At 64.0% G+C, this 11,754-nt stretch carries 11 protein-coding genes; 8 read left to right on the top strand and 3 right to left on the bottom strand.

Going from position 1 to position 11,754, the window contains the following annotated elements; all coding sequences use genetic code 11:
• Positions 1–159: 159 nt before the first annotated feature.
• The 3 genes from ABIE40_RS21715 (at position 160) to ABIE40_RS21705 (ending at position 4,043) form a co-directional block, all read left to right on the top strand.
• Complete coding sequence (locus ABIE40_RS21715; RefSeq protein ID WP_199625709.1) at positions 160–1,209, top strand: ABC transporter ATP-binding protein; 1,050 nt, start codon at positions 160–162, stop codon at positions 1,207–1,209.
• 116 nt (positions 1,210–1,325) lie between these two features.
• A complete protein-coding gene (locus ABIE40_RS21710; RefSeq protein WP_246777591.1) occupies positions 1,326–2,330 on the top strand; it encodes an extracellular solute-binding protein in 1,005 nt (334 codons plus the stop codon).
• A gap of 51 nt (positions 2,331–2,381) precedes the next feature.
• A complete protein-coding gene (locus tag ABIE40_RS21705; protein WP_199625708.1) occupies positions 2,382–4,043 on the top strand; it encodes an ABC transporter permease in 1,662 nt (553 codons plus the stop codon).
• Between the two features lie 36 nt (positions 4,044–4,079).
• On the opposite strand, the gene ABIE40_RS21700 is transcribed toward ABIE40_RS21705, so the two are convergent.
• The 3 genes from ABIE40_RS21700 to ABIE40_RS21690 are packed head-to-tail and all read right to left on the bottom strand — an operon-like array spanning position 4,080 to position 6,943.
• Positions 4,080–5,072, bottom strand: a complete 993-nt coding sequence (locus tag ABIE40_RS21700; protein ID WP_199625707.1) for an aldo/keto reductase — start codon at positions 5,070–5,072, stop codon at positions 4,080–4,082.
• Positions 5,069–5,944, bottom strand: coding sequence for an amidohydrolase family protein (locus tag ABIE40_RS21695; RefSeq protein ID WP_199625706.1), 876 nt, complete (start codon positions 5,942–5,944; stop codon positions 5,069–5,071). Before ABIE40_RS21695 ends, ABIE40_RS21700 begins: the two co-directional genes overlap by 4 nt.
• A 12-nt stretch (positions 5,945–5,956) precedes the next feature.
• A complete protein-coding gene (locus tag ABIE40_RS21690; protein WP_199625705.1) occupies positions 5,957–6,943 on the bottom strand; it encodes an aldo/keto reductase in 987 nt (328 codons plus the stop codon).
• Between the two features lie 202 nt (positions 6,944–7,145).
• Between ABIE40_RS21690 and ABIE40_RS21685 the strand changes: the two genes are divergently transcribed.
• The 5 genes from ABIE40_RS21685 (at position 7,146) to ABIE40_RS21665 (ending at position 11,753) form a co-directional block, all read left to right on the top strand.
• The gene (locus tag ABIE40_RS21685) at positions 7,146–8,303 is read left to right on the top strand and encodes an ABC transporter substrate-binding protein (protein ID WP_210340989.1); all 1,158 of its coding nucleotides are present in this window, start codon (positions 7,146–7,148) and stop codon (positions 8,301–8,303) included.
• Positions 8,304–8,403: 100 nt separating this feature from the next.
• Positions 8,404–9,273: a branched-chain amino acid ABC transporter permease gene (locus tag ABIE40_RS21680; RefSeq protein WP_199625704.1), complete on the top strand. Its 870-nt coding sequence runs from the start codon at positions 8,404–8,406 to the stop codon at positions 9,271–9,273.
• 19 nt (positions 9,274–9,292) lie between these two features.
• The gene (locus ABIE40_RS21675) at positions 9,293–10,309 is read left to right on the top strand and encodes a branched-chain amino acid ABC transporter permease (RefSeq protein WP_199625703.1); all 1,017 of its coding nucleotides are present in this window, start codon (positions 9,293–9,295) and stop codon (positions 10,307–10,309) included.
• Complete coding sequence (locus ABIE40_RS21670; RefSeq protein WP_199625702.1) at positions 10,306–11,028, top strand: ABC transporter ATP-binding protein; 723 nt, start codon at positions 10,306–10,308, stop codon at positions 11,026–11,028. The genes ABIE40_RS21675 and ABIE40_RS21670 overlap by 4 nt, the downstream gene beginning before the upstream one ends.
• Complete coding sequence (locus ABIE40_RS21665) at positions 11,025–11,753, top strand: ABC transporter ATP-binding protein (protein ID WP_199625701.1); 729 nt, start codon at positions 11,025–11,027, stop codon at positions 11,751–11,753. The genes ABIE40_RS21670 and ABIE40_RS21665 overlap by 4 nt, the downstream gene beginning before the upstream one ends.
• The last annotated feature ends 1 nt before the right edge of the window (position 11,754 follow it).

Raw genomic sequence — 11,754 nt, 5'->3', positions numbered from 1 at the left:
CTCTTTGCGGCACAGCCCGCTTTGGGCAGGAGCGGTACGCCGATGCCTAAATTTTGCGCGGCTGCGCCATTTTTGCTGCGCCTGTTTCGCCGGCGCGCGGTTTGCATCTCGCGGCCTTCCTGAAGTAAGGGGTATCGAACCGAAAATTCAGGGAACCGCATGCAGGCGACGACGTCTTCACCCGCTCTCGAAGTCAGCACCATCAGCCGCAGCTTCGGCGCGCAGGCAGCCCTTGCCGAACTGTCGCTGACGGTCGATCGCGGGGAGATCGTCACGCTGGTCGGCCATTCCGGCTGCGGCAAGTCGACCCTGCTGCGCGTCATCGCCGGGATCGAACGGCCGGATGCGGGATCGGTGCGGCTCGACGGCGAGGAAGTCTCTGGGGCGCAGCGCTTCATTGAGCCCGAGGCGCGCAATATCGGCTTCGTATTTCAGGACTACGCGCTCTTTCCGCATCTGACGGCGATGGAGAACATTCTTTTCGGCCTGCGCAAGCGCCCGAAGGCCGAGGCAGCAGCGATGGCCGAGGAGGTTGTCCGCATTGCCGGCATCGCTCATCTGACCGATCGCTATCCGCATATGCTCTCGGGCGGCGAACAGCAGCGTGTCGCGCTGGCGCGGGCGCTTGCCCCGCGGCCGCGTATCCTCTTGATGGACGAGCCCTTCTCCAATCTCGACCAGGGTCTTCGCGACCAGGTGCGCGGCGAGACGATCGCGCTGATCCGCTCGCTCGGCACGACCGCGATCATCGTCACCCACGATCCGCAGGAAGCTTTGTCGGCCGGTGACCGTGTCGTGCTGATGCGCGCCGGTGAGATCGTCCAGCAGGGTTCCGGCTACGACCTGCACGACCGGCCGAACTGCGCCTATGCCGCCGATTTCTTCTCGCCCTCCAACAAGATCCCCGGGGTCAACAGGAACGGGCGGATGGAAACGGCGATCGGCAGCTTCGCCCACGAGCTCGACCTTGGGGAGCAGGACGCGGCCACAGTCTTTATCCGACTTCAGGATATCGAGGTCTCGCTCGGCGACGGCGCCATCGCCGCCAGGATCGAGGGACGGGCCTTCCACGGCGAGGTCGAGGAACTGACGCTTGCGGTCGACGGCCTTGCCGCACCACTGAAGGCGCGGACCATGCGGCGCCTGCCGGAGACGGCGCGTGCGGTGACGATTTCGGTCGAAAACGCCCGCGTCTTCGCTTCCGTCTGAGAGCCGTCGACACATCACGTCTTCGTGATGCTTCGGCTTAAAACTTGACTATCATCCTCAAGAACTGCAGCTACGGGGCGCATTCATTTACGGGGGTAGATATGATGCAAGTTAAAATGTCTGCGGCATTCGCCGCTGTTTCTCTGTGCGCTCTTCCGGTCACTGTTTCGGCCGCCGAGCTCAATCTCTACACGACAAGAGAGCCGGCGCTGATCGCGCCGCTTCTGGAAGCCTACACGGCAAAGACCGGCACCAAGGTCAACACCGTGTTCCTGAAGGATGGTCTTGCCGAACGCGTGGCAAGCGAAGGCGAAGCCTCTCCGGCAGATATCCTGATGGCCGTCGACGCCGGCAATCTGGTCGATCTCGCCGAAAAGGGCGTCACCCAGCCGATCGAATCCGCAACGCTCAACGCCGCCATTCCGGAACAGCTTCGCGATGCGAAGGGCTACTGGTTCGGTCTGTCGATGCGCGCCCGCGTGCTCTACGCCGCCAAGGATGTCGATCTGACGGCCTTCAACTACGAGGATCTCGCCGATCCCAAGTGGAAGGGCAAGATCTGCATCCGCTCCGGCCAGCATCCGTACAACACGGCGCTGTTTGCCGACTACATCGCCCATTACGGCGAAGCGGAAACCGAGAAGTGGCTTTCCGGCGTCAAGGACAACCTCGCCCGCAAGGCGGCCGGTGGTGACCGCGACGGCGCAAAGGACATCCTCGGCGGCGTCTGCGACATCGCCATTGCCAACTCCTACTATGTCGGCCTCATGCGCTCCGGCAAGGGCGGCGAGGACCAGGTGAAGTGGGGCGAGGCGATCAAGGTGGTCCTGCCGACCTTCAAGAACGGCGGAACGCAGGTCAACATCAGCGGTGCTGCTGTCGCAAAGCACGCGCCGAACAAGGCCGAAGCCGTGAAGCTTCTCGAATATCTCGTCTCCGACGAGGCGCAGAAGATCTATGCCGAAGCCAACTACGAATATCCGGTCAAGGCTGGCGCCTCGGTCGATCCGATCATCGCCTCCTTCGGCGAATTGAAGATCGACAGCAAGCCGCTTGCCGAGATCGTCGGCTACCGCAAGGAGGCGAGCGCGCTCGTCGACAAGGTCGGTTTCGACAACTAAGGCGATCGGGGCGCTGGTTAGCCGGCGCCCCTTCCCTTCCCGGATGATCGCATGTCCCTGATATCAGCGGCAAACCGCCCGGCGAGGCGGCCCGTCAGCGCCTGGCTTTCCGGAGCCGGGCTTGTTGCATTTCTCGTCCTGCTGCCCTTCGGCGGCCTTGCCTTCGTGGCCTTCAAGGGCTCGCCTTCGCTCTGGAGCCATCTGTTCTCCACCATCCTGCCGGTCGCGCTCGCCGATACCGTGATCCTGCTTGCCGGTGTTGGGTTGATGACGGCAGCCATCGGCACGTTGGCGGCATGGCTGGTGACGGCTTACGATTTTCCCGGCCGGCGCATTCTCGAATGGGCGCTGCTCCTGCCGCTCGCGGTGCCGACCTACATCATCGCCTATGCCTATCTCGATATCCTGCACCCGATCGGCGCAGTGCAGGGCGCGATCCGCTGGATTCTCGGCTATGAGAGCCCGCGGCAATTCCGCCTGCCGGATATCCGCTCGATGACCGGCTGCATCCTGCTTCTCGGCATTGTCCTTTATCCCTATGTCTATATCCCTGTCAGGGCGATGTTCCTGACGCAGTCGGCCAATCTCATCGAGGCCGGGCGGATGCTCGGCATCACCAGACGCGGCGTCTTCTGGCACATTGCACTGCCGCTCGCCCGCCCGGCCGTTGCCGTCGGTGTCAGCCTGGCGCTGATGGAGACGCTGAACGATGTGGGTGCCGCCGAATTCCTCGGCGTGCGAACGCTGACCGTCTCGATCTACACGACCTGGATCACCCGCACCGACCTGCCCGGCGCTTCTCAGATTGCGCTGGCGTTGCTTTTCATCGTCGTGGCGCTGATCGCCATCGAGCGCTGGGCGCGTCGCAATCAGCGCTACGCCACCGACAGCCGCCGCAGCCGCGGTCTGCAGCCGCAAAACGTGTCTCTGCCCAAAGGCATCCTGCTCGCGGTTCTCGGCTTCCTACCTGTTATCCTCGGCTTCGGCGCGCCGGCTATCTATCTGGCTTCCGAAGCCTGGAAGCGCTTTCGCTTCGCCGGCGTTTCCGCCAATTTCCTCAGCGAAGCGGTCAACACCGTGCTCTTCGCCTCGCTCGCCACCGCCGCCGCCATCCTTCTCGGCCTGATGCTCGCCTATGCCGCCCGTCTGCGGCCCGGTACCGGCTCATCGTCGATGCTGCGGCTTGCCGCAACCGGCTATGCCGCGCCAGGCACGGTCGTCGCGATCGGCGTGCTGATCGTTCTCGGCGGCGCCGACCGGATGATCTTTCATGCCGGTGCGCAATGGTTCGGCATCGCGACCGGCCTGTTCTTCATGGGATCGGGGGCGGCGCTCGTCTATGCGCTGACGGTCCGCTTCCTGGCGATTTCCGCGGGTGGCATTGATGCCGGATTGGCGCGCATTCCTGTCTCGCTCGACCACGCATCGCGCACGCTGGGACAGACGCCATCGGGCACATTCCGCCTCGTGCATCTGCCGCTGTCGAAGACGGCGATCGCCGCCGCCGCGCTGCTGGTCTTCGTCGATTGCGTCAAGGAACTGCCGGCGACGCTGCTTTTGCGCCCGCTGAATGTCGAGACCTTCGCCACGCATCTCTACGGCGAGGCGGCCCGAGGCACCTATGAAGAGGCATCGATCGCGGCGCTCGCGATCGTGCTCGTCAGCCTTCTGCCGGTCATCCTGCTCTCGCGGGTCGGCAGCACCAGGCGCTGAAGGACGCCCGCGCGATCTCCACGCGGGCGCCTGATCTTAGCCTTCACGCTCGAAGAGCGCGTCGGTTTCCTGCCACAGAGCCTCGGGGATCGGCAGTTTCGCCCAGTCGAGATTCTGCGCGATGCGCTCCGGCCGGCTCATGCCGAGAACGGCGGCGGAGACCTGCGGATTGCGGAAGGCGAACTGGATCGCCGCCGCCTGCAGCGGAACGCCGTGACGCGTGCAGATCTCCTCGATCCGCTTTGCCCTTGCGACCACATGCTCGGGCGGCGCGCCATAATCGAAGGTCGTTCCCGAGCTTGCGGGGCCTGTTGCGAGAATGCCCGAATTGAACACCCCGGCAACGACGATCTCGACGCCCTGGCGCTGAGCTTCCGGCAAAAGGTCAGCCTCGGCGGCCCGGTCGAGCAGGGTGTAGCGCCCGGCCATCATCACCGCATTGAACGACCCGGCCCTGATGAAGCGCGTGGCAACATCGCTCTCGTTGACGCCGACGCCGATCGCCTTGATGTGACCGGCCTTGCGGAGATCGTCGAGCGCCCGGTAGCAGCCCTCGACGGCCTCGTTAAAGCGCCGCTCATAGGCATCGCCATGGGTGAAGCGGTCGACATCATGGATATAGACCAGATCGAAATCGGCAATGCCCAACCGGCTCGCCGACTGCTCCAGCGAACGCATCGTTCCGGCATAGCTGTAGTCGAAGACCGGCTTGAGCCGCAGCGGCGAGGCCCAGAGGCCGTAATCGACCGCCTCGCCATAGGGCGGCGCCATATAGCGGCCGGCCTTGGTCGAGACGGTGACGGTCTTGCGATCGATGGTTCGCAGGAAGGTGCCGAGACGCAACTCGCTCAGCCCATGACCATAGAGCGGCGCGGTATCGAAATAGCGCATCCCGCCGCCATAGGCCGCAGCCAGCACCTCGGCCGCCTGCGCCTCGGTGACGTCGCGATAGAGCGTGCCGATGCCGCTCGCGCCGAAGCCGAGGCGCGAGGCAAAGCCGATCTTGCTTGAGGTCTTAGCGCCAGTCATGCCTTGCGCTCCTGAAAGCCGGGGAGACGATAGGCCTCGATGGCGTTCAGCCCGAAGATCCGTTCCCGCTCGGCGCTGGAGAGATCCTTGAGGCATTCCTGCAGCGCCTCGACCACGCGATCGTAGCTGGCCGCAACGAGGCAGACCGGCCAGTCGGTGCCGAACATGCAGCGATCCGTGCCGAAGACGTCGAGCACCTCATGGACGTAGGGCTTGAGATCCTCCGGCGTCCAGCTCTGCCAGTCCGCTTCAGTGACCATGCCGGAGAGTTTGCACCAGACGTGATCACGCTGCCCCCTGAACTGCCGGATCAGCACCGCCCATTCGTCGAAGCCTCGATTGCGGATCTCGGGCTTCGAGATGTGATCGAGCACGAAGCGCATATCCGGAAAGGCCTGCGTTGTGGTGATGCAGGAGGGCAGCTGCGGCAGGTTCGGCACCAGATCGTAGACCAGACCGGAGGCCTGAACGGCCAGCAGCCCAGCCTTCACATCGGCGCGCAACAGCCAGTTCGGATCGCTCTCCGTCTGGATCAGATGGCGGACGCCGACCAGCCATTTGCCTTCGGGCGAAGACTTGAGCTCGGCAAGCGTCCGGCCGAGCTTCGGGTCCGTCAGGTCCACCCAGCCGACGACGCCGGCGACGAAATCCGTGGCTTCGGCCGTGCGGATAAAGTCCCAGGTCTCGCCAAGATCGTTCCAGGTCTGGACGAGGACAGTGCCGGAGACGCCATTCTTCTGCAGCGCCGGGCGAAGATCATCAGGCTCGAAGACGCGGTTGATCGGCTCGAACGGGCCGCTCAACCAGCCATAGTCGCCGCCGCTGGCGGGGTCCCAGAAGTGATGATGGGAATCGATGATAGGGCTCGTCATGGCTGAAATCCCCTACCAGCGCTGATGCACATAGTGCTTGATGTAGGTGTCGTAGATCGACTTGATCTCCTGCATCGCGCTGTCGGAAATGGCCGGAAGACCCGCGGCCTCCGCATTCGAGCTCGCCTGCGCCGGGTTGCGGGCACCGGGGATCGCCACCGTCACGGCGTCGAACATCAGGATCCAGCGCAGCGCGAATTTCGCCATGGTCGTATCGCCGGAGACCAGCGGACGAACCTTCTCGACGGCTTCGAGACCGACTTCATAGGGCACGCCGGAGAAGGTCTCGCCGACATCGAAGGCCTCGCCGTTACGGTTGAACAGTCGGTGGTCGTTGGCCTCGAACTTGGTGTCCTTCTTGAACTTCCCGGACAGAAGGCCGCTTGCCAGCGGCACGCGGGCAATGATCGCCACCTTCTTTTCCAGAGCCTGCTTGAAGAAATGCTCGATCGGACGCTGGCGGAAGGCATTGAAGATGATCTGGACGCTGACGACGCCAGGATATTCGATCGCCTTCAGCGCCTCCTCGACGCGCTCGACGCTGACGCCGTAATTGCGGATCTTGCCCTTCTCGACCAGCTTGTCGAGGCGGCCGAAGACCTCCGGGTGGTAGTAGAGATCCGTCGGCGGGCAATGCAGCTGCACGAGATCGAGGCAATCCGTCTCAAGGTTGTTCAGGCTACGATCGATCCAGCCGTCGAGGTTTTCTGCGCTATAGCCTTCGACCGATTGCTGCGGCAGGCGACGCCCGGCCTTGGTGGCGATGAACGGACGCGCACCGCCCCGCTCCTTCATCACCTTGGCAATCAGCCGCTCCGAATGGCCGTCGCCATAGACGTCGGCCGTATCGATGAATGTGACGCCGGTATCGAGAGCGGCGTGAAGGGCCGCAAGCGCCTCCTCGTCATTCACTTCCCCCCATGCTGCGCCGATCGCCCAGGCGCCAAATCCGATCTCGCTGACCTTCCGGCCGGTACGGCCGAATTCCTTGGTTCGCATAACTCACTCCCTCGTTTTTGCGGTAGCCGGCCGAGCCGGCGCCGCTTGGTTGGACTTGCTTGACATTCTCCGTCAACCCAATTATCAGAAAACAGGGTTGTACGACAACCCGGTAAGTACGCAAAATCTGCATCGGGAGGATGAGACCGTGCGATCACTTGTTTTGGGAGGCATTTCTCTAGCGCTGGGCCTCGGCGCGTCTATGCAAATGGCAGCCGCCGAAGACACGATCAAGATCGGCGTCGTCGCGGCGGAATCGGGCGCTTTCGTCTCGGCCGGTCACACCCTGCCGGCAGGCGTCGGCCTCGCGGTCAAGGAAATCAACGACGCGGGAGGCGTCAAGGTTGGTGACAAGACCTACAAGGTCGAGATGGTCAAGCGCGACGACCGCACCGATATCTCCACCGCAATCGCGGCAACGCAGGAGCTGGTCCGCGACGAAAAGGTCTCGGCGATCTTCGGTTCCGAAACCCACGACTTCACGCTGGCGATGACCAAGATCACCCAGCCTGCCAAGGTCATCCAGTTTGCCGGCAACAGCACGCTGGCCAAGATCCTGAACCCGCAGTCCATCGCCCCCGGCGCTGAAAACCATTACCTCTTCCAGTCCGAGCCGCAGGAATTCCAGCGCTCCGGCTCGACCGCCCGCGGCGTTCTCAGCCTGCTGACGCCGCTTGTCGGCCATCCGCTGAAAAAATCCGTCGTCATCGTCGGCAACGACGCGACCGGCCAGTTCCTGACCTCCTATTACGTCAAGGCACTGAAGGCCGAGGGCCAGGAAGTGCCTGAGGTCATCTCCTATCCGCCTGATACCACCGACTTCTCGCCGTTCCTGACGCGCGCCAAGAGCCTCAATCCTGACGTCGTGCACTTCTGGTACAATGGCGACTCGACGCTGACGGCCCTGCCGCAGGCGCTCGAACTCGGCGTTGCCCCGAGCTACTTCCTGTTCGGCGTCGACCCGGGCATCTGGAAGGAGCGCGGTCTCAGTGCCGACGTCCCGGTCGCCATGAGCTGCGTGCCGATCTGCTGGGGTGAATCCTCCAACGCCAATGCGAAGACCTATTTCAAGGCCTACTTCGCCGCCGGCGCCCCGAAGGGCGTGACCTCCTCGGTCTCGCTGCTCTACTACGATTATGTGCACATGCTCGCCGAAGCCTGGACCAAGGCCGGTTCGCTCGATCCGGACAAGACGGTCGCAGCGCTTGAATCGCTGCACCACAAGGGCGTCGTCTCCGACGATCTCTCCTTCAACAAGAGCCATCAGGTGACCCACGCGACCGAGGTCTGCGCCGCAGCTCCGGGCGGCGATATCTCCTGCGCGATGCAGCAGCCACCCGCCGAAGCCCCTGCGGAATAAACTGCCGATGCGCCTCCCGCCGGCCCCCTGCGCCGGCGGGACTTTCATTCAGAAAACCGACGGGCCGCCCGTGCGGTCCGCGCAACAGCGGAACAGGGCTGTGGACATTCTCATTCAGCAAATCCTCAACGGTCTGTCGATCGCAAGCGTCATCACGCTGATCGCCGTCGGGGTCACCTTGATCTTCGGACTGACCGGCATCATCAATTTCGCCCATGGCGAATTCCTGATGATCGGCAGCATCGTGACCTGGCTCGCCGTGCAGGCAGGCCTGAGCTTCTATCTGGCTCTCGTGCTCGCCATTCTTGCCGTCGGGGTCATGGGCTTCGTTCTCGAGCGCGCGCTCTTCCGCTTCACGCTCACGCGCCCGACCAACGGCTTCATCGTTTCGCTCGGCCTGATCGTCGTACTGCAGCACATCGTCATCTTCTTCTACGATCCGAACCAGAAGAGCATTCCGCGGCCGCTGACCGGCATCTGGGATGTCGCGGGCGTGCGCATCGCCTCGGTTCGCGTCATGGTCATCCTGGTCACCATCGCCGTCGTGGCGCTCACCTTCGTCATGGTCACCCGCAGCCGCTATGGCCGCGCGCTTCGCGCCGCCGTCGACGATCGCGATACCGCGGCCCTGATGGGCATCCCCGTGCGCCGCTATATCACCGGCGTCTTCGTGCTCGGCAGCGCCCTTGCCGGTCTCGGCGGCGCGCTGCTGATCGCGCTCTTCCCGATCACGCCGTTCACCGGCGGCACCATGGTCATGAAGGGATTTGCTGTCGCATTGATCGGCGGCCTCGGAAACCTGACCGGCGCCGTCGTCGCGGGCCTGATCCTCGGCATCGTCGAGGGTTTCAGCGCCGGTTACGGCTTCTCCGCGTGGACCGACGCCTATTCCTTCGCCCTGATGATCCTCGTGCTGCTCTTCCGCCCGAACGGCCTGTTCGGCGGCACCAGCGGCCCGAAGATGGCGTGACGCACGAAAGGCACATGCTATGAACACCCCTCTTTCGTCGCTCCGCTCGCTGGCCCCGGCTCTCGTCGTGCTGGCGATCCTCGCCTTCGTTCCGGCAATCGGCGCCAGCAACCGCATGCTGTCGCTCGCCATTTCGGCCGGCATCAACATCGTCGCCCTCTACGGTCTCTCGGTACTTTTCGGTCAGACCGGCATTCTCTCGATGGGACATGCGGCACTCGTCGGCGTCGGCGCCTATGCCGCCGCGCTGCTTGCCCGCGACACCGGCATCGGCTTCTGGCTGGCGCTGCCGATCGGCGGCATTGCGGCAGCGGCCTTTGCGGCGGTCATCGGCGTGCCGTCGCTGCGCGTCAGCGGCCACCACTTCGTCATCATGACCTTCGCCTTCGGCCAGCTCCTGACCATCGTGCTGACCAATGGCGGTGACTTCACCGGGGCGGCGACCGGGCTCGACCTGCAGCTGCCGGTCGGCTTCTTCAGCATGCGCGCCGACGATCTCGTGCCGTACTACTTCGTCGTCCTGGCCTTCGTGACGCTCAGCGCCATCGCCAGCTGGGCGATCATCAACTCGCCCTATGGACGCACGCTGCGCGCCATCCGCGAGAACGAAAAACTGGCGGCGTCGCTCGGCATCAATGTCGGACGCCACAAGATCGGCGCCTTCGTCGTCAGCGGCGTCTTTGCCGGCGTCTCAGGCGTGCTTCTCGCCTATTTCCTGCGCCACATCTCACCAAGCCAGTTCGCCTCCTTCCCCAGCATCTATCTGGCACTGATGGTGATGATCGGCGGCGCCCGGTTGCTTCTCGGGCCGATTGCAGGCGGCATCCTCGTATCCTTCCTGCCAGAGGTTCTGAACCTCGACCCGGTCCAGTCGCGCATTCTCTACGGCGTCTGCCTGATCGCGGTCATCCTGCTTCTGCCGAACGGCCTGATTGCCGGCCTCGCCGATGGATGGCAGCGGCTGTTCGGCGCCAGCCGCAAACAGGCGCCGTCCCCTGCCGCCGGACGCAACCACGCTTCGGAGGCCGGACGATGAACGCCATTCTCGAAATATCGGGCTTGAAGAAGCAGTTCGGCGGCGTCACCGCGCTCTCCGGCGTCGATCTCTCGATCGAAGAGGGAGAGATCCTCGGCATCGTCGGCCCGAACGGGTCCGGCAAGACGACGCTCTTCAACGTCATCACCGGCGTCTACAAACCAACCGAGGGACACGTGACCTGGCGCGGCCGCGATATCACCAGCCTTGCGGCCCACGAAGTATCGGGAGCGGGCATCGGCTATACGTTCCAGCAGGCGATGGCCTTTCCCGGGCTCTCCGTGCTCGAAAACGTCCAGATCGCCTGCGAACACGCCCGCAAGACCAGTCGTCCCTATCCGTGGACGACGCCGGCGGCACTGCTCGATTTCGTCGGCCTGACGGCGCTCGCGAATGAACGTGCCGGTGTCCTGCCCTTCGGCAATCTTCGTCTGCTCGGCATCGCGCTGGCGCTCGCGACACGGCCATCGCTGATCCTGCTCGACGAACCCGCCGCCGGGCTGAACGATAAGGAGACGGCAACGCTGGTCGGGCTGGTCAAGCAGTTCCCTGCCCACGGCATCAGCGTCTGTGTCATCGATCACGACATGAAGCTGATGCAGATGCTCTGCAAGCGCCTCGTCGTCCTCGATTTCGGCTCGAAGATCGCCGACGGGCCGACACAGGCCGTTCTGTCCGATCCGAAAGTGCTGGAAGTCTATCTCGGAGGTGCGCTGTGACGCTGCTCAGTGTTTCAAACGTGACGACGGGCTACGGCGCGACGGTCGTCAATCGCGATGTCTCGCTCACCCTCGGCGAAGGCGAGATCATCACCATTCTCGGCCCGAACGGCGCAGGCAAGTCGACCCTGCTGCGCACCATCGTCGGCCTCGTCAAACCGCGGTCGGGAAGCGTCAGTTTCGCCGGCGAGAACGTCACCGGCCGCACGCCCGACATCATGGCCAAGCGCGGCGTCGTCCTCGTTCCCGAGGGGCGGCGGATCTTTGCCGACATGTCGGTCGAGGAAAATCTCCGGCTTGGCGCCTATGCGCGGCGCGATACCGATGCCGTCGAGACCGACGTCAAGACCATGGAAAGCTTCTTTCCGATCCTCGCGACCAAACGCCAGCAGAAAGGCGGATCGCTGAGCGGCGGCCAGCAGCAGATGCTGGCGATTGCCCGCGGGCTGATGGCGCGCCCGCGCGTGCTCCTGCTCGACGAGCCCTCGCTGGGCCTCTCGCCGCTGCTGGTGAAAGAAATCCAGCAGATCATCCTGAATATCGGCAAGAGCTTCGGCGCCTCCGTTCTGCTGGTCGAGCAGAATGCCGGGCTGGCGCTCTCGGTCGCCAGCCGCGGCTACCTGATGCAGAATGGCCGCATCGCAACATCGGGGCCGATTGCCGAACTCAAGGACATGTCGCTGATGCGCGAGCTCTATCTCGGCGGCGTGGCGGAGCAGGCCTGAT

The sequence above is a fragment of the Rhizobium sp. OAE497 genome (assembly GCF_040546565.1).
Taxonomy (GTDB): domain Bacteria; phylum Pseudomonadota; class Alphaproteobacteria; order Rhizobiales; family Rhizobiaceae; genus Rhizobium.
Note: the sequence above shows the minus strand (reverse complement) of the source record. Positions and strands in the feature narration are given on the sequence as shown.